This window comes from Ruegeria sp. D3 (genome assembly GCF_056534465.1).
Window position 1 is genome coordinate 21,614 of record NZ_JBQFPK010000022.1, and the last position, 25,071, is coordinate 46,684.

Consider the following 25,071-nt stretch of genomic DNA (forward strand, 5'->3'; position numbering starts at 1 on the left):
AACCAATATATATTCACGCGCTATCGAAAAAAAATTCAAAATAATTATAAACATAAATTTATCATATAGTTAGACTGCAACTCCTCCGAGCCGGAAAGCAAGGGCCAGCAAAGTTTTTGATGTCTAAGGCTGGGTTAAAGTTTTTCAATACCGCATTCAACTTTCGAATTTGACTGCTGCAGTTGCTTCGTAAAATCTTGCCTAAAATCTATACCACTTTTCTTTCACAAAATTGTGGAGAGCATATGTGGTCACCTGGGTGGAGAAGAAGATGACGGTTATGCAGAATACCAACCAGCACACAGATGGTGAAATAACTGGTTATTCTTCAAATGAAGAATCGTCTTTAATTAACGGTTCCAATTCGAATGCGGCGGGAAAATACGGCGAGAACGAGAGAGTTAAATGCCAGCAAATCGGAGAGGTTTGCTTGGTATTGTCCCGTTCGCCCCACTACGCACGGATGCCCCTTCGGCACTTGGGTGAACGTTTCATCTTTCCGATGAGCATTGGTCAAGGACGTATTTTCAAGGATCGGAATGGAAAGCCATTTGGCATTCTGAGTTACGCCTGGTTGTCCGACGAGTTGAGCGAAAAAATGAGGCACCAGGGGCCGTTTGAGCTGCGGCCTGAGGATTGGAATTCGGGCAGTAACCTTTGGTTTATGGAGTTCGCAGCGCCCTATGGGGGTACTCGAAAAATGACTCGGGTGATGCATGACTTCGTGCGCGACACGTTTCCCGACGTTCAGTTTGTTTTGGCGCACAGAGTTAAAAATCAAGGGCGCGATATCCGCGTCGCCAAGTTCCACATCATTCGAAACTAAACAACACACCACGGACACGGCCTGGCTGCGTTGATGCTGCTCACCCGCCCAGAGCGTTAAGAAAAGGGATACGGTATAATGGGTTCTTCCTACGAGTCATTCTACAGCACGACCTACGATAACGGCCGCTACGCGCATATCGACGACGTGGGCGATATTTATGTTGAACACTACGGCAGCAACAGCACCATCAGGATCACCAACACTTTCGACATCGAGAACTTGATCATCCATGGTGACAACAACACCATCTATCTGGATGATGTTGAATACATTTACAATTTTGACGCCCGGGGCAACAACCTGGACATTGATATCAGCCGTATTCGTGAAGATAATATCTCGCAGGCCGACGCCAATATCGAGCTGTGGACATCGGGGTCTGACGTTAACCTTGTGGACGGCTTCAACCTGGAGCTGTGGTTTCATGACAATGGCGTCAATGGGAACAACAATATCAGTATTGTCGACTTCTGGAATATCGATGTCGACCTTTGGGGCAACTATAACTCTCTATATGCTTACGACGTTGATGATGTATGGCTGGATGCCTATGGGGGTGGTCAGACGATCACCATCATCGACGCCTTCGATATCGAACGCCTCTATATCTCGGGCGGTGACAACTATCTTTACCTAAACGATGTAGAGTTTGTGACCGTCGATATTCGCGGCGGCAACAACACCTTGAATCTATATAACGTCGCTGAGAACGGGATCTCGTTCGCAAATTCTGACGTTGATATCTACGGCGGCAGCAACACCCTGAACGTAGACGATATCTTTGACCTAGACTTGGACATTCGCGGCGGGTTCAACACCATCAGTGTCAACAACGCCACCGATATTGACATCAACACCCACGGCTATGGCGAAAACAACATCACATTGACCGATGTGGATGACGTGGCGCTGCATTTGGTCGGACGCAACACCACCCGTATTCACTCGACAGCCGAGTTCAGCGCCGATATCACCGTGCATGGCGGTACCGGAACGAACCACATCACCACCGCGGGCGGGTTCGAGGCGACAGTCAACACCTATGGCAATACCGATGATACTGTCATTGCAGGGGCTGGTGGATCTTATATCTACACGCATGGCGGGAACGACTATATCGACTCGACCGGAGCGTTTAAGATCAATGTCTATGCAGGGGCAGGCGACGACACGATCATAGCCCGTGGAGCGGATGCCAATATTGATGCAGGCAGCGGCCACAACACGATTACCGCAACACGATTACCGCCAGTGGGGTCGGTGTGGGCGTTGTTGCCGGGTCGGGCAACGATACGCTGACAGTTGATGCCGCCATCGGTTACGCCAGCCTTGGCGATGGTCACAACACAGTGAATTTCAATGTGGGTGTCGGCTCGGTCACGGTTGGGTCCGGCGACGACACAATCAACGTCAACGCGGCAGGGGCTGCGATCAACGCGGGCGAAGGCAACAACACCATTCGTTTCAACGGCTTTGCCGGGGATATATCGGTGGGCAGCGGCAACGATACGGTTCACGTGAACGCAGCGGGTGTCCGCCTGAATGCTGGCGAAGGGGATAACTCGATCCATTTCAACGGGTTTGCGGGCGATATCACCGTTGGTGGGGGCAACGACAGAATCTATGTGAACGCTGTGGGTGTCGGCATTGACGCCGGTGAGGGCATCAACCATTTCGACGTGCGCGCGTTGGGGGCAAACCTGACTGCAGGCAGCGGGAATGACAGCGCTTATGTTGGTGCCGGTATTGGTGTTCTGGATTTGGGTGAGGGCAACAATACGATCGAGTTGCACGCCATCGGAGGATCTATCCGAGTCGGGTCTGGCGACGACACGATCCTTGCGCGGGTGGTCGGAGCCTCGATCGACGCAGGTCATGGGAACAACCTATTTGACGTTCAAGCCGCAGGCGCCAGTCTGACTGCGGGCGATGGCGACGACACTGCTTTTGTCGGGGCTGCTGTTGGCTTGCTGAACCTGGGCGGGGGGAACAACGTTGTCGAACTGAATGCAGTTGGTGGCAACATCACGGTAGGCGATGGCGACGACACTTTCGTGGTCAACGCTTTGGGCGCGGATCTGAATGCGGGCAACGGTGACAATATCATTACCGCAAAGGGCTTCGGCTTTTCGGCGGAAACCGGGTCAGGCAATGACCGTATCTGGTCCTTGGGCGTAGGCGGACAAGAGATTGACAGCGGTGATGGCAATGACATTGTCACCGCCTATGGCGGGGTCAACGTGGTCCATGCTGGGCATGGCCACAATCAGGTCGAGGTCGCGGGTGGCCTGAACGTCGTACAAGCAGGCTACGGCAACAACGTGATCGACGCTTATGGCGGCGCAAACGTGGTTCTGTCGGGCCACGGCAACAACGACGTAGACGCCTTTGGCGGCGCCAATGCCGTTTTCCTTGGGGATGGAGACAACGAAGTCGTCGCCGGCGGTGGCCTCAACATCATCGCAGTAGGGGATGGTGAAAACAACATCTTCGCCGCAGGGGGTCTGAACATCATCCTCGCGGGCAACGGAGATTCCAGCCTGAACACCCGCGCGCAGGCGGTCACCAATTCGGATCGCGGCGCAAATCTGGTTGAGAACGGCTCGTTCGAGCTTGGCACCGATATCGGAACCGGTATCTCTTTCCGCGTCCCTGATGGTTGGACGCAATCCTTCGGCCAGTTGGAAATTCACGACACTTCGATCTTTAACGATCAGGTCAGCCCGTATGGGTTCTCGGCTTCGGGCAGCGGACGGCACATTCTGGAACTGGACGGCACGCGGAACTCGGGTGTGTACCAGGATATCGACACCCGTGACGGGGCGACCTACGAGATCACGCTCAGCTATCGCGGGACGACCACCGTGTCGGTGGAAAGCAACACGATCGAAGTCTGGTGGGATGGCGAAAAGGTTGGCGAGATCGCCTCAACCCATACCGATTGGCGCGACTATTCCTTTGCGGTCACCGGCGGCGACACCTCGCGGCTGGAACTGCGCGCAGCAGGCAACTCGGATCTGCTGGGCGGAGCCGTTGACAACGTGCGCGTGAATGAAATCCTCGGCACCCGAGACATCGGTGACGGCGTGTTGGATGCGAATTTCAATGCAACCGCCGCTGAAAACGTGCAGGACCTGTCGGAAAACATCGTTCAGAACGGATCGTTCGAGCTTGGAACGCAGGCAGATACCGCCATTTCGTTTTATGTGCCGACGGGCTGGACACAGTCCTTTGGGCGACTCGAAGTCCACAACGCCAACTTGATCAATGACAGTATTAACCAGTTTGGTCACAGCGCATCTGGCCATGGCGACCACATTCTGGAATTGGACGGAACCGAGAATTCAGGAATTTACCAGGACCTCAACACACGGGCTGGTCTCGAATATGATATCACCATCAGCTATCGCGGAACGACAACAGTGTCTGCGGAAAGCAACTCGATCGAGGTTTGGTGGGCCGGGCAACTGGTTGGGACGGTTGCAGATACCCACACTGATTGGCGCGACTATACTTTCCGGGTTACTGGGGCGGATACATCACGTCTTGAATTCCGGGCGGCGGGAACATCCGACCTGTTGGGCGGAGCCATTGACAACGTCCGGGTTGTTGCGAATTCGCAAGCAACCGACGGTAACCTTCTGACCAACGGCAGTTTTGAACAAGGTAACTATGGCGATGCCAATTTCGGTCTTGGCCTGCCAGACGGCTGGACATCATCCTTCGGCACACCCGAGTTCATTAAACTGGCAAATGCAGGGTACGGAGATGCCGCCGACGGCGACTATATCATCGAACTGGCCGGCGGTGCGGTCAACGGTGGCTTTGGTTCGGGCATTTACCAGGATGTCGACACCAATTCGGGCAGCACTTATCAGGTCTCGCTGAATTTCCGGGGACGGGATGGTGCAAACGGGGCAGACAACGCCATCGAGGTCTGGTGGGACGGCGCACAGGTCGGAGTGATCTCCGAGGCGCATTCGGATTGGCGGACTTACACATTCGATGTGAACGGCGCGGCCGGGGATACGTCGCGGCTGGAACTGCGCGCAAATGACAGCACCCATCTGGGGGGGCTGATCGACGATGTGCGGGTGATCGAGACCGGCGAGCTGAACGCCAATCTGACCGCTGGCCTGAACAATCCGGGCGCGGGTGACAATCTGATCACCAATGGCAGTTTCGAGTTCGGCAACTACGGCGATGCCAATTTCGGACTGTCTCTGCCCTATGGCTGGTCCTCGTCCTTTGGCACGCCTGAGTTCCTGAAAACCAGTACAATTGGTCTGGGTGCTGCTGCCGACGGAGAGTTTGCTCTTGAACTGGCTGGCGGTGCAGTCAACGGCGGATTTGGCTCGGGCGTTTATCAGGATGTCGACACCAGCTCGGGCGAGACCTACCAGATTTCGCTGAATTTCCGGGGACGGGATGGCGCAAACGGGGCGGATAACGCGATCGAGGTCTGGTGGGACGGCGTACAGGTCGGAGTGATTTCCGAGGCGCATACGGATTGGCGGACCTATACATTCGAAGTCTCGGGCGCGGCCGGGGATACGTCGCGGCTGGAGCTGCGCACAACCGACAGCACCCACCTGGGCGGGCTGATCGACGATGTGCGCGTCGAGCGTGTCGTTGACGGTGCGCAGCCTGCAGCCGATGAGCCCGGCAATGACATTCAGGCTTACGGCGTTGGTAACCTTGTGGTCAGCGGCAGCGGCAGTGACCGCATCGTTGCGGGAAGCCTGTTGAACCTGGCAGCGCTTGTTGCGGTGGATGCCGCTGCCGCCAGCGACGATAGCGGGCTGGTCGGCAGCCTGTTCGGTACGTCGGATGGCACGGCCTTTGGAGAAGATCAGGCCGGGTCCATTCTGATCAACGCGCTGGCCAGCGTGACCAACCTGGCCAACGTGGTCATCGCGGGCAATGGCAACAACCAGGTCAAGGCTTATGGCGGCCACAACCTTGTGCAGGCCGGGGAAGGCGATGACGACGTCACTGCGATCGGCAATGCCAATCTTGTGGTGGCTGGCAACGGCAACAACGACGCGCAGCTTGTCGGCTCGCTCAACGCGTATTGGGGCGGCAGCGGCGATGATGAGATCGACCTGATCGGCGGAAACAACATCCTGCTGCTGGGCACCGGCGACAATACCGTGACTGGTCTGGCGCTGGGGCAGAACCTGATCGTGGGCGGCGGCAATGCAGGGGATACCGATGATATCGTGATCACCGGCAGCTCGAACTTCCTGTTCCTGGGCAGCGGCATCAATAACGTGCTGACCATTGGCCAGAGCAATATCGTTCTGGGCGGCGACGGCGAGGACACGATCTTTGCACTTGGCAACTTCAACTTTGTCAACGCAGCCAGCGGCACAAACAGCATCGCAGTGGCCGGTGTCACCAACTATGTGCTGGGTGGCGACGACAACGATCAGGCGCTGATCCTGGGCGGCAACAACGTCTCGTTGCTGGGCAATGGCAACAACGATGTGATCACGCTGGGCTACAGCAACGTGGTTTTCACCGGATCGCACAGCGACACGGTTTATGCCGGTGGCCGGTACAACGCGATCTCGACTGCGGCAGGCGAAGACACGATCATTGCCGCGGGTCAGGCCAATGTGGTTCTGTCCGGTGCCGATGACGATTTTGTCACCATCGCAGGCCAGCGCAACTTTGCCCTTTCAGGCACTGGAGATGCCGTTGTCGTCTCAGTCGGCCAATACAATATCCTTTTGACCGAAGCCGGGGACGATACCGTTCTGACTGCGGGCAAGGACAATTTCGTGCTGACAGCCAGCGGTGACGATACCGTTGCGGCCTTTGGCAAGTTCAACCTTGTGGCTTCAGGCAGCGGCTCGGACGTTGTGATAGCCTTTGGTCAGACCAAATTTGTTGTGACCGACAATGAAATCACGATCGACCCGCAAGAAATCGCCGATTACCAAAAGCGCGTCAAAGACAAGAAAGAGGCCGACAAGGCCGCAGCGGATGCGGCTGATCGAAAAGCCAAAGGCCTGCCGGAAAAAACTGCGCAGGAAACACCAACCAGTTCTACCACCAACACGGCCAATGCCACGGGTGTCAGCACCAAATACGAAGACAAGGATATCGGAGCCAGCTTCACAGCCGGTATCGCAGTATCGGGGTCGGCTTCGGTGCTGTTTCCCGATCTCGAATTCTCGACAGAAGGGGTGCCGGACGTCTACATCCCGGGGTTCAGCACGCCGCAGATCAATCTGGATATTCCCGATATTCCGGAACTGCGCAGCCGGCCTGATTACCAATATGGTGAGTTGGGCGCCTATGGCCTGCCAGAAATCAGCCTGCCGGACCTGACAATCCCCGACCTGACGGTCGCCGGGCAGGCTCTGCCCAGCTTGTCGCTGCCCGATGTGTCAGATTTCGGGTTCCGCGATGACGGGTTGGATTTCGACTTCACGCTGGATATCGACTTTAACCCCAGCGCTTACGCCGAAATCAGCAGTGTCTACAAAGACCTTGTTGGCGTCGAAAGCGCGGACGGGAAGGCGGGCATCTTTAACTCGTCCAACGGAATTCGCCTCAGCCCCAACAGCGGCAATGCGGAATTCCAAGCCTATACCGAACAGCGCGGCGATGTCGGGCCTGCAAGCGGGGGCAACAACACCTTCTTTACCGGCACCGATCTGGCCAATTCGCCCTCAATCACTGGCACGGCCAATGGCGGCTATCAGGTGTTGCAGACCGAGGATGAGTTTGACGTTCAGGTCAATCCTGCCGAAGCCGCGCCGGAAACCGCTCCACCCACGACAATCAGCCTGCCAACCTTTACGCTGCCTGAAATCTCGGTGCCCTCTTTTGCCATCGGCGGAGCAAATCTGTCGGGCCTGTCGGATATCGACACCATCTTGGGAGGACGCGAGTTCTTTGGTCTGTCGATCCCCGAATTTGACATTCCCGCCGAGTATCTGGAGATTCCAGATTTTGATCTGGACGACTTCGCCAGCCGTGATGCGGTGACGCTGGGCGCACAGACCTTCACGATCCCGGAACTGGCCTTGCCCACGGTTGCAGGCGTCAATTGGGCGCAACGGTTTGGCAGCTTTAACCAAACCTACAACTTCCTGCAAACCGATGCGGATGGCGGCGAAGGTGACATTGCAGTGGTCGGTGGACGCGAAAACCGTGTCTACACCGGCGGAGGCGACGACGCGGCGTTGGTTCTTGGCAAAGCCAACAGTGTCTATCTGGGCGCGGGCAATGACGCCGCCGCCGTGTTCGGGACCGAGCGCAACTTTGTCAACGCAGGCGCCGGTGCGGATATCTTGCTGGCCGTAGGCAAGACCAACAGCCTGAATGGCGGTGCGGGCAACGATATTGTCTTTGCCATTGGGGAATCCAACACCGTCCGCGGCGGCACTGATCCCACACCCGGCGTGACCGACGACAACATTCTGATCGCCATCGGCAAGAAGAACGACATCGACTCGTCCAACAATGGCAATGATTTGAATGGTGGCGTCGACGTTGCCATCTCGATCGGCTCGGAAAACAAGGTCCGCACCGGCGGCGGTGACGATACAGTTCTTAGCGTCGGGGTCAAAAACGACACCGGCACCGGTGGCGGCAACGACATCGTGGTCAGCATTGGTAAAGAGAACACCGTCGATCTGGGGCGCGGAAGCGACGTTGCCCTGGTGTTGGGGGTCAAAACCGAAATCAACGGTGACAAACAAACCGACTTGAATGGCGATGACATCATCTTTGCCTTGGGTGGTCGTAACAAGATCGAAGGCAACGGAGGCAATGACAGCATCTTTGTTGCCGGTCTCTATAACACGGTATTGGCTGGCGGAGACGATGATCTTGTGGTCAGCACTGGATCGCGCAACCTGACCTCGTTGGGGTCGGGTGATGATATCGGCATCACCATAGGTGTGGCCAGCCTGACAACCGGTGGTCTTGGGGATGACACCATCATCAATGTAGGCGCGCGCTATGCCAGCCTTGGGGGTCGTGGGAACGATGTGTTCCTTGGTATCGGCAACGGATATCTGGATGGTGGCGACGATCAGGACGTCTTCCTGAACTTCGGGACCGGGACGTTGGACTTCCTGTTCAACGCGGGGATTTCGGTTGTGTCGGAAGCGCTGGCAAATGTGGTTGGCGCCCTGGATACAGTGCTGGAATCCTTCGAAGTCAGCGGCTCAGCCGCGTTGGGCGGGGTCTTCAGCTTTGTCGAAAACTCGGTACTGAACGGCGGCGCGGATAGCGATGTGTTCGTGGCCGGCTTTGGCAACTCGGTGGCCTTTGGTGGCAGCGGCGCGGACCAATATATCTATACGCTGGGCAGCGGGCGCTTTGCGGTCAGCGATCAGATCCAGACCAACCTGCAGGACAGCGCATCTGCTCTGACGGGGACAACCGCCGAAGGTCTGTCGCAATTGTCCAACGGCGATGACGCAGCATTCGGCACCTATTTCGACGACGTCGAAAACGGTGTGCTAGGAGATGCCTCGGGGTCCGCCGTATCGGTTCTCAGCAACGATGCTTTTGTCGATGTGCTGATCTTCCGTACTGCCAACGGGGATACCACCGATATCACTACCGACAACCTTGTCTTCTCGGATGCGGATGACACGATTGACGTTGTGGTTGACGGGGCCTCGCTGGGTCAGGTGCAGATCAACCAGTTCGGCAGTGAGGACATAATCCGCGTCGTGGATCATGACAGCACCTCAGAGATCACGTTCGGGCAGCTCATTTCAAACTCGACTGATGCGCAAGACCCGTTCACCGAGTTTGATGTTGTTGCCGCAATCCAGTCCGGAGTTGATGCAACGATCGCGTATCTCAGTGAAGGCGTGGCCGATCTTGCAGCCAGTAACACTTCCGCAACACGCAGTATCGAAAACGGTGCTTTCCAGGAAGTTTCGTCAATATACGACGATCTGGCGATCCTGAGTAGCGACAATCTGGTCTTTGTCTGATCCTCCCGGCTCGGCGCGTTGTCCTGCGCCGGGCCACTAACATCCCTCTGCGTAAGGAGCGTTAAATGCAACACGTTTATATTGATGGCATCACGGATATCTCGACGATCAACGGAGTGGTACGTGTCACTTGTGGGTGTCTGAAAAAATCCGCGACCGAGGGGGAAGCTCCGGCAAGCGAAAACACCCTGATGATCAACATGTCGCTTCATGCGCTTCTGCAATGCCATGCGCAGATTTCAACCATGATCAAGGTGCTTGAAGAGAAAGAAATCTACAAACACGTGGAAAAAACGTCCGAAACCGATGCCTAGGCTGAGTTGGGTTCTCATAGGCTTTCAGGCAACGGTCTCTGGCAAAGCCAGGAAGATCTTTCTGGCTTAAGGTACTGAAAAGACAAGGCTAAAAAATGGCAGGTTCAGAGGCCAGGCAGATTCAGGCGGGGCGCGCCGAATTGCGCGGTGCACGGCGTCAAAGCCGTGGCCTGTTTTGGTGTGTTGCCATTTTTAGCTTTTTTGCGAACCTGTTGATGCTCACTGGCCCGCTATACATGCTCCAGGTATATGATCGCGTCTTGGGTAGCCGCTCGGTCGAGACACTGGTCGCCCTCTCTGTGCTGGTGGTCTTTCTCTACGGTATGATGGGATTGCTGGACTACGCGCGAGGTCGACTTTTGGGCCGAATAGGCGCGCGGTTCCAATCCGACCTTGATCCTCGTGTTTTTGATGCGGCGCTGCGTAGGGCGTCAGGTCCGGGGAAATCAGATAACACTGCCGGTCCAGCTGATCTGGTTGCCATTTCGCGGTTGTTCTCGTCACCAGTTTTCGGAGCGGTTTTTGATCTGCCCTGGACCCCGGTATTTTTCCTTGGAATTTGGGTTTTCCACCCTTGGCTGGGCATACTCGCCCTCGTAGGTGGGGTCATTCTTATTGCAGTAACCGTCATTAACCAGGTCACCACGCGCGCACCTAGTCAAGCGGCCAACCGGGCTTCGGTCGAGGCGCAAGTCATCTCGGACCAAATGCAAAATGAGGCCGAAATGGTGCAGGCGCTGGGAATGCGTGGCGCAGCCTTTAAAAGGTGGAGCAAAGCACGTGACAACGCATTGTCCGAACATATGCGCTCGGCCGATCTTGGAGGGACGTTCACCACCACGACAAAGACATTCCGACTGTTCTTACAATCTGCAATGCTGGGGCTTGGCGCACTGCTTGTGCTACGGGGTCAGATGACGCCAGGGGCAATGATTGCAGGTTCGATCCTGATGGGCCGAGCCCTTGCACCTATCGAACAGATCGTCGGTCAATGGCCAATGGTTCAGGCTGCTATGCGAGGCTGGGGACAACTGGCCGAGCTTTTGGGAACGGTTCCAATCGAAACAAAGCGAACACCGCTGCCAACGCCGAAAGCCCGACTTGAAATACGTAACCTCACCATTGTTCCACCCGGTGAAACGCAAGCCGTCCTAAAAGCTGTCAACTTCGCTGTTTCACCAGGACAAGCCGTGGGGGTGATCGGTCCGTCAGGTGCTGGTAAATCAAGCCTCGCAAGGGCGTTAACCGGCGTATGGCCTTCGGCAGGGGGGTACATCCGGTTGGATGGGGCCAGTCTTGATCAGTATACGCCAGATGTTCTGGGGTCGCATATCGGGTATCTGCCGCAGGAGGTGACCTTGTTTGACGGAACAATCGCCGAGAACATAGCTAAACTGGCCCCGGACCCCAAAGCTGAAAAGGTGGTATCGGCTGCGCGCAAGGCGGATGCGCATGAAATGATCGTTAAGTTGCCAAAGGGTTATGACACGCCTGTCAGGGCCACGGCCAATCGTCTGTCTGGTGGTCAGATTCAACGCATCGGTTTGGCCCGAGCGATGTATAGCGATCCTGTCATTCTTGTTCTGGATGAGCCGAACTCGAACTTGGACAATGAGGGCAGCGGAGCAGTGAACAAGGCGATCCGGGGGCTCAAGGCTGATGGCAAGTCCCTGTTGATTATCGCGCATCGGCCCGCGGTTCTGGCAGAATGCGATCTTTTGTTGATGTTGGATGGCGGAACTGTACGGGCCTTTGGACCCCGAGACGAGGTTTTGCGAAAAGTGGTCAGGAACAGCAATGATGTCGCCCGAACAGATGCGCAGGGAGGTGTCCAGTGACCCGACCGGTTCAGCAAAACAACGGGCAATGGTCCGCGAAGGGGCCGTTGATTCTGGGCGTTTTGACACTGTTTCTGTTACTTGGAGGTTTTGGCGCCTGGGCGGTACTTGCCCGTATCTCGGGCGCGATCATCGCTAGCGGACAGATTGAGGTCGATCAGAACCGTCAGGTGGTTCAGCACCCCGATGGTGGCGTGGTGGCAGAAATTCTGGTGGATGAAGGAGACGTGGTCAGGGCAGGTGAGACCCTAATTCGTCTGGATCCAAGCGCTTTGGAGTCCGAGTTGGCCATCGCTGAAAACCAGCTCTATGAGTTGATGGCCCGCCGCGGACGGCTAGAAGCTGAAAGGGATGGGCGCGAATCCATCCGGTTTGACGTTATTCTGTCGGAAGCTGCGGCTAAAGACTCAGACGCTGCGGATCTGATTGCAGGTCAAAAGCGGCTGTTTTCCGCGCGCGCGGCATCGACGCGCAACGAGATCGCCCAACTTGAGAAGCGCGCCAATCAGATCAAGAACCAGATAGATGGTCTGGCGGCACAGGAGGCGGCGCTGTCCCGGCAGCTTGAATTGATCACACAAGAGTTGGCCGGGCAGCAACAGTTGCTGGATCGCGGCCTGGCGCAGGCGTCTCGTGTTTTGGCCTTGCAAAGAGAAGATGCCAACCTGTCGGGCCAGATGGGTGACCTCAAGGCGCGTAAGGCAGAAGCCGAGGTGCGGATCACCGAGATTGGAATCGAAATCCTCAAGCTCGCCACTGCTCAGCGCGAAGATGCTATATCCCATTTGCGCGACCTGACGGTTCGTGAGTTGGGTTTGCGGGAAGAACGCCGGGCTCTTTTGGATCGTCTGGCTCGTCTTAACATCAAGGCTCCGGTCGCAGGCGTAGTGTATAGTCTGCAGGTCTTTGCCCTGCAATCCGTTGTCCAACAGGCGGATCCGGTTCTGTTCATTGTGCCGCAGGACCGACCATTGGTGATCAACACACAAGTTGAGGCTATTCATATTGACAAGCTGAGTATCGGCCAACTGGTCACCCTGCGTTTTCCAGCGCTGGATCAGCGCAAAACACCTGAACTTAGCGGTCGCGTTGTGACAATTTCGGCAGACGCTTTCGAGGATAACACCAGTCAGCTGCGATATTACCGGGCCGAGATCACATTGAACGAAGGCGAAACGCGAAGGCTGCCAGAAGGTTCGATTCTTGTACCTGGCATGCCTGTTGAAGCTTTCATCCGAACCGCGGATCGCAGCCCTTTGGGGTATTTGGTCAAACCTATGGCAGACTATTTTGCGAAGGCATTTCGTGACTAGTGTCTGGGCGATCGGGCGCCGTCGTTTGCAGCAACCTTCCATACCCATGCACAGAATTGGCAAGACCCATGATGTACCGAGCCTGATACATCATTGCTTGGTTTGACGTGACAATTGGTTTGCCCAATGCCTGTTCTAATTGGTCGATAATTTCGACACTGCGCATATCGGTACAGGAAAGAACAATCGCATCAGCCTTCGGGTGGTCTGCAGCTCGTCCAAGCTCGAACACGGCTTGGGGGCTTATCGTACCCTGTCCATAATTGTCCAACGTACTTGCGACTTCCGAGCGATTGACCGTGTGGATTCCGGCCTCGGCCAAAAAACTGACGGCAAGGTCGTTGATTGCGGGGACATAGGGCGAAGCAAACCCGATATTTTTCGCGCCCAGTGATCGCAGTGCAAACACGATTGCTCCGGCAGCGGTTACAGTCTCGGCTCCGCATTCGGCTTTAATCCGGGTCGCAAGTGTTCGGTCAAAGGCGAACCCATGGGTCAAGGTTGCAGATGTGCATCCATAAAGTATGACCTCGGGCCGGACCCCTTGGAGCAAACGAAGCGGCTCAACCAGATCTGTGGCTCCAAGGCCTTGCATCTGTTCGGCATCAGGAATCTGATCCTGATCATAACCGCCCATTCGCGCGAAATGCAGCGACACCCCGTCGGGGCGCAACAAATACATATCAGGTTCAAGGTTAGTGTTCGTGAAGGGTACAAGAATGCCGAAACGAGCCAGCCCTCGGGAATGCTTCATGGTGTGTCCCCTTCGATCCAAGCTTCCAACAGTTGGGCCGTGCGGTCCATTTCGGCGGGTTGGCCCATAGTAATCCGCAGGCATTCGGGTAAGCCGGCCCCGGCCTGACCACGTGCTATGATGCCGTCGGCCCGAAGCGCATCATTGGCCGACCGTGCATCTTGGGGATTTGCAAAGCGGATCAACACGAAATTGGTGAAGCTTTCTGGAACCTCGAAACCCGCACGGCGTAGTCTTGTCGCGAAATCGTCGCGCAGTTGGATCGTTGCTGACCGAGTGGCCTTCATATAGTCCTGATCATTCAACGCGCCTATCGCCGCAGCCTGAGCCGCCACTGATATGTTGTTGGGGTTCATAGTTTTACGAGTCTGTGTCGCGATATCCAAAGGGAACACGCCCCAGCCGATCCGCATACCCGCCAATCCGTAGGCCTTGGAGAACGTCCGCAGAACAACCGTGTCACCGCGTTCGATCAGATCAAAGATAGGCTCGTTAAGATGGTCCGCATATTCGCCGTAAGCCTCGTCAACAACCAGTAACACCTGATCGGGAAGAGCCTCACGCAAACGCACAAGATCTGCTTTCGGGATAACTGTACCAGTCGGATTTCCTGGATTGGCAACAAAAACGATGCGTGTGTCGGGTTGAACATGGTCGAACAGCGTATCAACGCATACTCCGCGCGACTTTTCTGGGGCAGTATCAAAACGTGCACGGGCGACTTGTGCAGCGGTTTTGAAAAACGGATATGCATGTGCCGGTGCAAGTACCGCACAGTTTTCGTCTGCGTAGGCTTGGGCCAGACATGAGATCAACTCCATGGACCCGTTACCACATAATATCCACTCGGCTGGCAGATCGTGCAGCGCGGCCAGTGCCGAGCGGAGATCACGCCAATCGGGATCAGGATAAAGATGACCCGCTTCCATAGCGCCAGCAGCGGCAGAAACTGCCAGCGGACTGGGGGGTGTCAGACTTTCATTTTGCGCCAGGGATATTAAGCGCCTACCTTCAAGATCGCTCAATTCAGCAAGCGCGTAAGGCGACAGTCTTGAAACATGCGACACTGGTTGGATCATGTTTCCACCCCATAGACGTCACGCGCGGACTGCTCCGTGATCAGGCCCGCCTCTAAGTCACGCAGAACCTCGGATCGGCTACGGTCCTGGGGCAATCCAAAACCTCCGCCGCCCGGTGTTTCGAATACAAGAGTCTGACCCGCCTGTATTCGGACCTGACCTTTTCCTGGCAAGTCAGAACCATCGTGGCTGACCCGAATGCGCCCATTGGCACCTGCTAATCCACCTGATCGCCCACGTGCGGGGTTTTTAACCCGTTCCACTGAAAGGAACAGCAACAGGTCTTCGTCACAAGCGGATCGAAGCTCGATATGCTGCCCTAGACCGCCCCGCCTTTGACCCGCACCGCCGGAATCTGGTTTTAATTCTCGTCTGGTTATCAATACTGGTGCGACCGCTTCGGTCGTTTCGACCTGAGATCCCCAAACCCCAGATGGGAACGCAGTTGCCGAGAGGCCGTCCAAGCCGGGTCTCGCGCCAGTACCACCACTGAACACCAACTCAAGCGCGAACTGTTCGCCTCCGGTCTGCGGAGCTTCGGGCGCATGTCGCAAAGGCAGGTCGTACATGCACGACGCGCCTTCGGCAGGTACGCGATCGGGCAGGGCCTGCGCGAGGCACCCATACACCAGATCCGGCGTCATCTGGCCCAGCGTGTGACGCATTGCAACAGGCGCACCCGGCTGCGCATTCAGAATGCAGTCTTTCGGCCCCGACACGAGGAAAGCCGTCAATGATCCTGCATTGTTGGGAATATCTGGGCCTATTAAGCACCGCAGGGCAAAGACCGAATAGGCGGTCGCGTAATTCAGGGGTACATTGATACCCTTGCTGGACAGTCCCGAAGTACCCTTGAAATCCAGAACGATCTTATCCGCCTCAATCGTCAGGGCGGCGTGCAGTTCAATTTCGCGCTCGTACCCGTCTACTTTCAGTACGTTATGCCATGTGCCTTTCGGCAATCCAGCGATGACGTCAAGAGTGCCGCGATACGATGTTTCGATAATATAGTTTGCCAATTCATCCAGCCGATTGATGCCGAACTCTTGCATCATGCCAGACAATCTAACCGCTCCGGCCTCGCAGCATGCAATCAAGGCGTAAATGTCACCTTCATTTGCAACAGGTTCACGTGAGTTTGCCTTCACGATCTCCATCAGCAGAGCGTTGACAGTGCCGGCCTCTACCAGTTTGCAGGGTGGAACAAGCAACCCCTCGTCGTAAACATCTGACCCTTCCGGCCCCATTCCCAGACCACCCAAATCGACCAGATGAGACGTGCAGGCCGTAAAACCAATCACCGTATCATCCAGAAATACAGGCATCATCAGCAGGAAATCGTTCAGGTGCCCAGATGCGATCCAGGGATCATTGGTCACGTAGATGTCGCCGGGCTGCATATCTTGCACGGCAAAGCGGCCACGCAGGGTTTTCACCGCTTCGGCCATCGTGTTGATATGCCCCGGGGTTCCTGTAACGGCCTGCGCTAGCATCCGCCCCTGCACATCGAATATCCCGGCCGAAATGTCGCCACACTCTCGCACGATCGGAGAAAACGCGGCGCGGATCAGCGCTTGTCCTTGTTCTTCTACAACCGCCAACAGGCGGTTCCACATGACCTGCAACCTTGTTTCTGACAGATTCATCATGATCCTCCAGCGTTACGGGCCAGCCAGATGTTCCCGGCCTCGTCCAACCGCGCCGAGAAATCAGCGCTGACCAAGGTTGTTGTTTGCGGTTCCATAATCAAAGCCGGTCCTGAAAGATGATCACCCGGTTTCAGAGTGGCGCGGTCATAGAGACCTGCCTTTCGCCAATCACCAGTGACGTCGCACAGGATTAACCGAAAGCCATGAGGCTTGGCTTGACGTTTTTTTGCCGAAGCCGCAGCGGGTGTTAAAGCGGGAGGAAGCGATGAGACTTCAAGCCCCCAATTCATGATTTCGACGCGCATGCCCGGAACTGCGCGGCTAAACTGTCTGACGTATTCATTCTCGAAACTATGGTGCAGTTCTGGAATGTCTTCTTCTTGCAGTGACCTATTGGGCAGCTGAATTTCTATCTCGTGACCTTGTCCGTGATACCGCATGTAGGCCCGCCTTCGTTGCACTAGCGCGCCAGTTGGGGCGCCGCTGCGAACAACAGACCGGGCCTCTTGCAACATCAGGTCAAAAAACGCGTTGAGATCCTGCAAATCGAGTTTATCGAGAGTTGTGTAACGCGAGCGAATGATCTCGAATGACACCGGAGCGAACAGAAACCCGACCGCTGAGCCCACGCCCGGGTCGCGTGGAATAACGATCCGGTCGACCTGCGCGCGCCGAGCCACTCGGGTGGCATGTAACGGCCCGTTGCCGCCAAAGGCGATCATAACGCGCGCAGTTAAATCCTTGCCGGACTCCACAGCGTGCATTCTGCCTGCGCTGGCCATGTTTTCGTCAACGATTTCGCTAATACCGAGCGCCGCCTGATCTGCCGCCAACACCAACGATTTTCCAATGCTCTGGTCCAAAGCGCAGTGCGCAGCATGTGTGTCTATTTTTATACGCCCTTCGGCAAACCGGTCCGGATCTATATACCCTTGCGCCACATCCGCATCAGTTACCGTAGGCTGCGTGCCGCCATTGGAAAACGCCGCTGGGCCTGGTTCAGAACCAGCGCTTTGGGGGCCGACATGCAGGCGCCCCAAACGATCTACATGGGCAATCGAACCGCCGCCCGCGCCGATCTCGATCATTTCGATAACCGGAATACGAACGGGCATACCCGATCCCTTGATAAAACGCGCCGCGCGGGCGATCTCGAATTTACGCGCGGTCTGTGGGCGAAAGGCGTCGATCAGGCAGAGTTTGGCCGTCGTACCGCCCATATCAAAGCTCAGAACTTCACGCTCGTCCGTCTCGGCGGCAACCCGCGCCGCAAGTATTGCGCCTCCGGCCGGGCCGGACTCGACCAAACGGATAGGCAGGCGCGCCGCTGTTTCCAGCGTCGTCATGCCTCCGCCTGCGGTCATCATTAGAATAGGGCAATCTAGGCCTTCGGCGTTAAACCGTGTTTGAAAGTCCGACAAATAGTCTGCTATCTGCGGCTGGACATACGCGTTGGCAATGGTTGTCGACAGTCGATCGAATTCTCGCGCCTCGGGGCTGACCTCATGCGACAAGGAAATCGCCACCTCTGGCAAAGCCTTGGACAAAAGCTGCCGCAACCTGATCTCATGCGCCGGGTTGGCGTAGGCATGCAAAAGGCAAATCGCGAGAGCCTCGGCGCCACAGTCGGACAAGTCGCGAACAAGCTGTGCGACATCCTCCTCTGCAAGCCCGGACAGTTCGCGGCCACGCGCATCCATCCGCCCTCGAATTGTAAAGGCGCGCGTGCGCGGCACGATCAGGTCCGGCTTGACCAGGTTGATATCATACTGGCTGTAACGGCGCTCATAGGCGATTTCCAGAATATCCCGAAACCCTTCTGTTGTCACGGTCGCGACCCGAGCACCGCGCCGTTCGATCAACGCATTTGTGGCAAGGGTTGTTCCGTGAATAAATCCGGTGATGTCGCGCCAGTTTGCGTTGGCATCTGACATCACACGCCGGACACCTTGCAGCGCGCCCAAAGTGGGGTTGCTGGTTGTCGTAGGCGTTTTGGTCGTTGCCAAAATCTGGTCATGTTCGTTGACCAGGACCGTGTCGGTAAATGTACCACCAATATCGACTGCAACACGCAGGCCGTTTTCAGGTTTCATTCAAAGCCATAAGGATTGAGTTAAGGGATTTTGAGCCTGTGTTGCGCTGACAGCGGACCCAACGACGTTTCTCCTAGTGACGGTCACACAACCAAGTCACAGCCAGTCGCGCGGCGCCCCAGCTGTGAGCCCTCGGCCATAGTAGGTATGTCTGAAACTACCACGATTCCCATGTTTGCAACTCTGCAAGAGGTTCTAACGCGCTGTCAATAAAACCAGCGCGGTAACCTCCCTCGGCTTGCACCGTCAATCCAGCTGGTCGGCACCGCCGGATTTACGGTGGCGGGCCGCCCGCATGCGATCAGCAAGGGTTTCGATCCGGCTTTGAGCGTCCTGTGCGTCTTCCAAAACCTCGACCTTTTCGGCAGTCATCTGAAATGTTGCGCGCATGGGCAAAAATCCATCGACGACCATTACCATTTGATCTGATGGAGCGATGGCCAAAGTTCCGGTCACCCGGATGGGCTGGTGCATATAACGCGGCACCCAGTCTGAATCCAATTGCAGACGGATCATCTGATTTGGTGGTGGCGGAGGAAAATGGCTGCACATCCCCAGTTGGGGCACAAGATAAGCCACGGGCTGACCATCTGAGTCAGGCGGAGCGGGGATAGCATACCCTGATACAGTGAAGGACCGACCATCCAGTTTGGGGTTTCCAGCCGTAGCAGCACGCTCGCGCCGTGCGGTCACAGCCTCACGCTGATCCAGAAGCCAATCAATGTCCACGCCTTTCGCCGCCAAGGCGTTTTCGGTTTCTGCCAGAAGCTCCTGCCACTTCAGTCTTTCGTCCGGGGTGCCGATTTCTTGCTGCAGTCTACCGCGCAATCGTACTGCAAAAACCAGATCGTCAAATTCTTCAGGGCCGAGTGTCCGAAACGGGTCTTCAAAGACTTGCGCGGCTGGGTCCGGCATCTCGGCCCAATCCAGCGTTTCGTCAGGCATTGCGTCAGCCATGAACGTCATCATGAGCAGAGCAGCCATCCAGCTGAAACCATGTTTTCGCAAATTAGACACAACTCATCATCGTCGGCATTATCCAACTTGAGTATTGTGGACTTTGTGCTGTGAATCCAGCCTCGGCCAAGAACAAATTTGCTGAGAATCAGCCCCGCCGATGTGCGCGATTATTTTGCTGCTGGGTAGTCTAAGTTTGAAACTGAAATACTTCGGTTCGCGCCAACTCAAAGTACAGTTGAGCCCTGCAATGCAGCAAGCGTTCAGGATTTAGTCTAATTTTTAAGCAACCAGATCAGCTTCCGAGAAACCGATGGCACCTTTGTTGTCAGGATCAAAACCTCTGAGCATTCTGAACGGGCAGGGTGCTTAGGGTTCCGCTGACATTGTCAGGTCAGGTCCAAGAAGCATCACCTTGTCGGCAAACTCCGACAAGGCACACGGCGGGCCAAAATCCCGGGAGGTTACTGCGCTGGTTTCGTCCGCGCCCGATCTCATTGTTCCGCCAGCGGTCCGGAAACCCTCCACGATTTTGGCGGGACGTGACAACGGGGAATGACATGAAAATGACTAAGCTGATGTCCGCGACCGCCCTTGCCTTGGGTGTTCTGGCCGCGCCGCTGGCCGCACAGGAAAAGACCGAGTTCAAGCTGGCATGGTCAATCTATGTGGGCTGGATGCCCTGGGGGTATCTGGAAGACAGCGGGATCATGGACAAATGGGCCGACAAATATGGCATCGATGTCGAGATCGTGCAGTTCAACGATTATGTCGAGTCGATCAACCAATACACCGCCGGTGCCTTTGACGGTGTCTCGGCCACCAATATGGACACACTGTCGATCCCCTCAGGGGGCGGGGTTGATACGACCGCGCTGATCGTGGGTGACTATTCCAACGGCAATGATGCGGTGATCATGAAGGGCGCAGGCAGCCTGGAAGACCTTAAGGGCAAGCCGGTCAATCTGGTGGAACTGTCGGTGTCGCATTACCTGTTGGCGCGGGGGTTGGATTCGGTGGGGCTTGAGGAATCCGATCTGGCCTCAGTCATCAACACGTCGGACGCTGACATGATCGCGGCCTTCGCCACGCCTGATGTCGAGGCAGTGGTGACATGGAATCCGCTTGTGTCCGAAATCATGGGCAGCAACCCTGATGCAGTGAACCTGTTCGACAGCTCGAAAATCCCCGGTGAGATTCTGGACCTGATGGTGGTCAACACTGAAACGCTTGAGGCCAACCCATCATTCGGCAAGGCCGTGGCAGGCGCCTGGTATGAGGTCATGGCGCTTATGGCTGCGGGCGACGAAGAGGTTCTGACCGCCATGGCCGAAGCCTCGGGCACCGATCTGGAAGGCTACAAGGCGCAGCTTGCCGCGACCGAGATGTTCTTTGACCCGGCCGCCGCCGTCGCACAGGCCAGCGCCGGGGATCTGCCGGAGACCATGACCAATGTTGCCGAATTCCTGTTCGACAAAGGCATTCTGGGCGAAGGCGCTCCCAGCGCTGATTTCGTGGGCATCGCTTATCCCGATGGCACGACCACGGGCGACGCGGGTAACGTCAAGTTCCGCTTTGACACGACCTACATGCAGATGGCCGCTGACGGCGACCTGTAAGCAAGCTTCGGGGCGGCCCGCGCTGCTGCCCCGATCCCCCGACGTGCCAAGGATCGCCCACTCATGCGCCTGATCAATCACAAACCCGGACGCCCCGGAGCGTTGCTGCTGGCCGCGCTGCCCTTCGTGGTGCTGTTTGTGGCCTATGCGGTTGCCTCGGATATCCGGTTGACAGCTAACCCGCAGGACAAGCTGCTGCCCGCGCCCTCAACCATTCTGGACACGGCGCACCGGCTGTTCACGGAACCCGACCGTCGGTCAAAAGAGATCCTGCTGTGGAATGACACGTTCGCCAGTCTGGCGCGTTTGCTGGGCGGGGTCGGGATTTCGGCGGCACTGTCTTTGGTGTTGGGGCTGGCCATCGGTTTGCTACCCTATGCGCGGTCGCTGCTGTCCAGCTTTGTTGCGGTGATTTCGATGGTGCCGCCGCTGGCCCTGTTGCCGATCCTGTTCATCGTGTTCGGGCTGGGCGAGCTGTCCAAGGTTGTTCTGATCGTCATCGGCATCACTCCCTTCATGACCCGTGATCTGGCGCAGCGCGTGATGGAGATCCCAAAGGAACAGATCGTCAAGGCGCAAACGCTTGGGGCTTCGACCCCGGTCATTGCTCTGCGCGTAGCGCTGCCGCAGATTCTGCCGCGCTTGATCTCGAATGTGCGTCTGTCCTTAGGTTCGGCCTGGCTGTTCCTGATCGCGGCCGAGGCGGTGGCCTCCAATGTCGGCCTTGGCTATCGCATCTTTCTGGTGCGCCGCTATCTGGCGATGGATGTGATCCTGACCTACGTCATCTGGATCACCCTGCTGGCCTTCGTGATCGACTGGGCGTTGAAAACCACCTCGCGCCGTGCATTCCCGTGGATGGAGGCCGGGCTATGAGTTTTGTATTCGTCCGTAATGTCTGGCAACGCTACGGCGACCGATCCATTCTGGAGCGGGTCAATGTCTCGGTCGATGAAGGCGAGTTCATCTCGATCGTCGGCGCGTCAGGCTGCGGTAAGTCCACCTTCCTGCGTATGCTGCTGGCTGAAGAGCGACCGTATAAGGGCGAGATCAGTATTGATGGTGGCGACACGGCAGTCGAGCCGAACCGCGAACGCGGCGTGGTGTTTCAGAAATACTCGGGCTTTCCGCATATGACCGTGCGCGACAACCTGATCGCGGGCGAAAGCTTTGAACAGCCTTTTGGTCGTTTGCGCGGGGCTGCACGCACCGAGGCCGCAGCGCGGGCAGACGCGATGCTGGAACGGATAGGCCTGAACCATGTGGCCGATCAATTCCCGGCGGCGCTGTCGGGCGGGATGCAGCAGCGGTTGGCCATCGGTCAGGCCATGACGGCGCGGCCGCGCATTCTGCTGCTGGATGAACCCTTTGGCGCGCTTGATCCGGGTACGCGCCTGCAAATGCATGATTTCCTGATGGAATTGCGGGACGAAATCAACATGACCGTCTTCATGGTCACGCATGACCTGCAAGAAGGGTTCAAACTGGGCGACCGGGTTCTGGTCTTCGACAAGCCCCGCTGGGACCCGGACGATCTGGGCCTGTTCGGAGCCACGATCACCTATGATTTCGACGCCCGTAACAAGGGTATGCCCTATCAGGACATTCTCGATCAGTACCCCTCTTTGGCAGGGGCCTGAACAGCCGCAGCATGCGCCGCCGGGCTCCGCATGCTGCGTTCACCAAAGCCCGGAGATTCCCCGCCCGACAGCGGGACACTGATTTGGGAGACATACCGTGTTTTCGGATCCAAAGCGCACGCAGTCCCATCACCCGATGGACCTGCGCACCCACCTTGAACGCCGCGAAAAGCGCCAACACCACCCTGACCTGACCAAACTGGCCGGATGGAAGGCCATGCAGAAAGAGGCCGATCTGCCCGAAGGCCGCTGGGACGAGGAACGCCGCTGGGCCCTGCGCATGGGCTTGACCGGGGCCGACAGCATCGAGGACAAGTCGATCCCCACTTTCGCACGGGGTGAGTTGCCGCATTTTGCGGGCATCAACACCTTCCTCAAGGCCCCATATGCCGAAGACGTGCTGGAGGTTGCCGATTATGACGCCACCGTGTTGGGTATTCCGTTCGACGGTGGCACCACTTATCGCCCCGGCACCCGGTTCGGGCCGCAGGGGGTGCGCAAGATCTCGGCGCTTTATACCCCATACAACTACGAGATCGGCGTCGATCTGCGCGAACAGATGACCCTGTGTGATGCGGGCGATGTGTTCACCATCCCGGCCAATATCGAGAAAAGCTTTGACCAGATCAGCCGCGCGGTCAGCCATGTGTTCAGCTCGGGCTCGCTGCCGATCATGATCGGGGGCGACCATTCCATTGGCTTCCCCTGTGTGCGCGGGATCGCCGAATGCACGTCGAAGAAAATCGGCATCGTCCACTTCGACCGCCACGCGGATATTCAGGAAAAAGACTTGGATGAGAGGATGCACACGACTCCGTGGTTTCACTCCACCAACCTGCCCAATGTGCCGGCCAAGAACCTTGTGCAGATCGGCATCGGCGGCTGGCAAGTCCCGCGTGAGGCCGTCAAGGTCGCCCGCGAGCGCGAGACCAACATCATCACTATGGGCGATATGGAGAAGATGGGCGTCGACAAAACCATCGAGATGGCGTTGGAGATGGCGTGGGACGGTGTCGATATGGTTTATATGTCCTTCGACATCGACAGCATCGACTGCGGTTTTGTTCCGGGCACCGGTTGGCCCGAACCCGGCGGGTTCCTTCCGCGAGAAGCGCTGGCGCTGGCCTCGGGCATCGCTGCCGAAGGCATCTGTGGCATGGAACTAGTCGAGGTCTCACCGCCTTATGACACATCCGATATCACCGCCCTGATGGGCACCCGCGTGATCGTGGATGTGCTAGGCGCGCTGGTGTCGAACGGCAAGATGGGCGCGCATAAGAAGTTCATCGACAAACCCGTCGCCATCCCACACGGCGAATTCGAGGGGCGGAGGTGGTCGAATGCCACATGATCACCCGCACCATCACCACCACGATCATGACCATGCCCATCACGGGCATGGCCACAACCACGCCCATGGCGACCACCTGCACAGCCACATGCATCACGAGGATGAGGCAGCCGACCTGCAGGTTCTGGCCACGCAATTCATCGACGGGTTCCTGCAGGCCGGTGATAAGACCAGCTATCTGAAACTGGCAGGTGTCCCCTTTGAACGCCCATCCAAAGATGGTGCCAAGGCGCTGAAACTGATCGACATCGAGCTGAAGACCGAATGGCAGGTGGGCACCGCCTCGCCCTCATTCGGCTCGCGCGAGCTGAGCTATCTGCCCTTCCCCGGTCAGATGGTGCAGGAGCGTACCAATATGTCGCTGATCTATGTCTCGATGGATGAGAAATCCACTTTAGACATCCGCGACTTTCTTCACCAACGCAAACAGGAGATCGAAGCATGAAATCTGTAAGACTCGCATCAGTAGCCGCATTGGCCGCAACGCCCGCGATGGCCCACACCGATCACGCGTTTCACACACATGGCAGTGAGGTTTTCTTAATCCTCGCTGGCGTTGCAGTGATGGCTTTTCTGGCCTTCCGATCGAAGGGGTAAGTCTGTGACTCGTGGCGCAGTTATTTAAGCACTGCGCCACGTGAAACCTTGTGCCTGTGGTCGAAA

The 25,071-nt window shown here is 56.7% G+C and carries 17 protein-coding genes and 1 riboswitch; of the genes, 12 read left to right on the forward strand and 5 right to left on the reverse strand.

Annotation, left to right across the window (positions count from 1 at the left end; all coding sequences use genetic code 11):
* Positions 1-247 precede the first annotated feature (247 nt).
* The 6 genes from ACR0DX_RS21520 (at position 248) to ACR0DX_RS21545 (ending at position 13,266) form a co-directional block, all read left to right on the forward strand.
* On the forward strand, positions 248-826 hold the full coding sequence (locus tag ACR0DX_RS21520; protein ID WP_170356231.1) for a toxin-activating lysine-acyltransferase: 579 nt from the start codon (positions 248-250) through the stop codon (positions 824-826).
* A 78-nt stretch (positions 827-904) separates the two neighbouring features.
* Positions 905-2,128 (forward strand): hypothetical protein, encoded by a 1,224-nt coding sequence (locus tag ACR0DX_RS21525; RefSeq protein WP_480847344.1) that lies wholly within the window; start codon positions 905-907, stop codon positions 2,126-2,128.
* The gene (locus ACR0DX_RS21530; protein ID WP_480847346.1) at positions 2,092-9,801 is read left to right on the forward strand and encodes a beta strand repeat-containing protein; all 7,710 of its coding nucleotides are present in this window, start codon (positions 2,092-2,094) and stop codon (positions 9,799-9,801) included. The genes ACR0DX_RS21525 and ACR0DX_RS21530 overlap by 37 nt, the downstream gene beginning before the upstream one ends.
* 65 nt (positions 9,802-9,866) lie before the next feature.
* Complete coding sequence (locus tag ACR0DX_RS21535) at positions 9,867-10,115, forward strand: hypothetical protein (RefSeq protein ID WP_170356233.1); 249 nt, start codon at positions 9,867-9,869, stop codon at positions 10,113-10,115.
* A 95-nt stretch (positions 10,116-10,210) separates the two neighbouring features.
* Positions 10,211-11,953 (forward strand): type I secretion system permease/ATPase, encoded by a 1,743-nt coding sequence (locus ACR0DX_RS21540; protein ID WP_170356234.1) that lies wholly within the window; start codon positions 10,211-10,213, stop codon positions 11,951-11,953.
* A complete protein-coding gene (locus ACR0DX_RS21545) occupies positions 11,950-13,266 on the forward strand; it encodes an HlyD family type I secretion periplasmic adaptor subunit (RefSeq protein ID WP_170356235.1) in 1,317 nt (438 codons plus the stop codon). The genes ACR0DX_RS21540 and ACR0DX_RS21545 overlap by 4 nt, the downstream gene beginning before the upstream one ends.
* Here the strand turns inward: ACR0DX_RS21545 and ACR0DX_RS21550 are convergent.
* The 5 genes from ACR0DX_RS21550 to ACR0DX_RS21570 all read right to left on the reverse strand — a co-directional run bounded on the left by ACR0DX_RS21550 (position 13,229) and on the right by ACR0DX_RS21570 (position 19,825).
* A complete protein-coding gene (locus tag ACR0DX_RS21550) occupies positions 13,229-14,020 on the reverse strand; it encodes an aspartate racemase/maleate isomerase family protein (protein WP_170356236.1) in 792 nt (263 codons plus the stop codon). The genes ACR0DX_RS21545 and ACR0DX_RS21550 overlap by 38 nt on opposite strands.
* Entirely contained in the window at positions 14,017-15,099 is a 1,083-nt protein-coding gene (locus tag ACR0DX_RS21555; protein WP_170356237.1) for an aminotransferase class I/II-fold pyridoxal phosphate-dependent enzyme, read from the reverse strand. Before ACR0DX_RS21555 ends, ACR0DX_RS21550 begins: the two co-directional genes overlap by 4 nt.
* Entirely contained in the window at positions 15,096-16,745 is a 1,650-nt protein-coding gene (locus tag ACR0DX_RS21560) for a hydantoinase B/oxoprolinase family protein (protein ID WP_170356238.1), read from the reverse strand. Before ACR0DX_RS21560 ends, ACR0DX_RS21555 begins: the two co-directional genes overlap by 4 nt.
* Positions 16,745-18,841, reverse strand: coding sequence for a hydantoinase/oxoprolinase family protein (locus tag ACR0DX_RS21565; RefSeq protein WP_170356239.1), 2,097 nt, complete (start codon positions 18,839-18,841; stop codon positions 16,745-16,747). Before ACR0DX_RS21565 ends, ACR0DX_RS21560 begins: the two co-directional genes overlap by 1 nt.
* Positions 18,842-19,087: 246 nt before the next feature.
* Positions 19,088-19,825, reverse strand: coding sequence for a DUF3299 domain-containing protein (locus tag ACR0DX_RS21570; RefSeq protein WP_480847350.1), 738 nt, complete (start codon positions 19,823-19,825; stop codon positions 19,088-19,090).
* 331 nt (positions 19,826-20,156) lie between these two features.
* A riboswitch (guanidine-I (ykkC/yxkD leader) is annotated at positions 20,157-20,263 on the forward strand.
* Positions 20,264-20,358: 95 nt separating this feature from the next.
* Between ACR0DX_RS21570 and ACR0DX_RS21575 the strand changes: the two genes are divergently transcribed.
* The 6 genes from ACR0DX_RS21575 (at position 20,359) to ACR0DX_RS21600 (ending at position 25,005) form a co-directional block, all read left to right on the forward strand.
* On the forward strand, positions 20,359-21,417 hold the full coding sequence (locus ACR0DX_RS21575) for a putative urea ABC transporter substrate-binding protein (protein ID WP_480847352.1): 1,059 nt from the start codon (positions 20,359-20,361) through the stop codon (positions 21,415-21,417).
* A 63-nt stretch (positions 21,418-21,480) separates the two neighbouring features.
* Positions 21,481-22,293 (forward strand): ABC transporter permease, encoded by an 813-nt coding sequence (locus tag ACR0DX_RS21580; RefSeq protein ID WP_170356240.1) that lies wholly within the window; start codon positions 21,481-21,483, stop codon positions 22,291-22,293.
* The gene (locus ACR0DX_RS21585) at positions 22,290-23,057 is read left to right on the forward strand and encodes an ATP-binding cassette domain-containing protein (RefSeq protein ID WP_480847354.1); all 768 of its coding nucleotides are present in this window, start codon (positions 22,290-22,292) and stop codon (positions 23,055-23,057) included. Before ACR0DX_RS21580 ends, ACR0DX_RS21585 begins: the two co-directional genes overlap by 4 nt.
* A gap of 97 nt (positions 23,058-23,154) precedes the next feature.
* Positions 23,155-24,408 carry an agmatinase family protein gene (locus ACR0DX_RS21590; RefSeq protein WP_209196120.1) on the forward strand — a complete coding sequence of 418 codons (1,254 nt, stop codon included), beginning with the start codon at positions 23,155-23,157 and terminating at the stop codon, positions 24,406-24,408.
* A complete protein-coding gene (locus ACR0DX_RS21595; RefSeq protein ID WP_170356242.1) occupies positions 24,398-24,853 on the forward strand; it encodes a hypothetical protein in 456 nt (151 codons plus the stop codon). The genes ACR0DX_RS21590 and ACR0DX_RS21595 overlap by 11 nt, the downstream gene beginning before the upstream one ends.
* Positions 24,850-25,005 (forward strand): hypothetical protein, encoded by a 156-nt coding sequence (locus ACR0DX_RS21600; RefSeq protein WP_170356243.1) that lies wholly within the window; start codon positions 24,850-24,852, stop codon positions 25,003-25,005. The genes ACR0DX_RS21595 and ACR0DX_RS21600 overlap by 4 nt, the downstream gene beginning before the upstream one ends.
* Positions 25,006-25,071 lie beyond the last annotated feature (66 nt).

Bases quoted from the DNA above. Each gene is read 5' to 3' on its own strand.
- ACR0DX_RS21555 (WP_170356237.1), bottom strand. From the start codon at position 15,099: ATGATCCAACCAGTGTCGCATGTTTCAAGACTGTCGCCTTACGCGCTT.
- ACR0DX_RS21585 (WP_480847354.1), top strand. From the start codon at position 22,290: ATGAGTTTTGTATTCGTCCGTAATGTCTGGCAACGCTACGGCGACCGA.
- ACR0DX_RS21565 (WP_170356239.1), bottom strand. From the start codon at position 18,841: ATGAAACCTGAAAACGGCCTGCGTGTTGCAGTCGATATTGGTGGTACA.
- ACR0DX_RS21525 (WP_480847344.1), top strand. From the start codon at position 905: ATGGGTTCTTCCTACGAGTCATTCTACAGCACGACCTACGATAACGGC.
- ACR0DX_RS21575 (WP_480847352.1), top strand. From the start codon at position 20,359: ATGAAAATGACTAAGCTGATGTCCGCGACCGCCCTTGCCTTGGGTGTT.
- ACR0DX_RS21560 (WP_170356238.1), bottom strand. From the start codon at position 16,745: ATGAATCTGTCAGAAACAAGGTTGCAGGTCATGTGGAACCGCCTGTTG.
- ACR0DX_RS21600 (WP_170356243.1), top strand. From the start codon at position 24,850: ATGAAATCTGTAAGACTCGCATCAGTAGCCGCATTGGCCGCAACGCCC.
- ACR0DX_RS21580 (WP_170356240.1), top strand. From the start codon at position 21,481: ATGCGCCTGATCAATCACAAACCCGGACGCCCCGGAGCGTTGCTGCTG.
- ACR0DX_RS21595 (WP_170356242.1), top strand. From the start codon at position 24,398: ATGCCACATGATCACCCGCACCATCACCACCACGATCATGACCATGCC.
- ACR0DX_RS21535 (WP_170356233.1), top strand. From the start codon at position 9,867: ATGCAACACGTTTATATTGATGGCATCACGGATATCTCGACGATCAAC.
- ACR0DX_RS21550 (WP_170356236.1), bottom strand. From the start codon at position 14,020: ATGAAGCATTCCCGAGGGCTGGCTCGTTTCGGCATTCTTGTACCCTTC.
- ACR0DX_RS21570 (WP_480847350.1), bottom strand. From the start codon at position 19,825: ATGGCTGCTCTGCTCATGATGACGTTCATGGCTGACGCAATGCCTGAC.
- ACR0DX_RS21540 (WP_170356234.1), top strand. From the start codon at position 10,211: ATGGCAGGTTCAGAGGCCAGGCAGATTCAGGCGGGGCGCGCCGAATTG.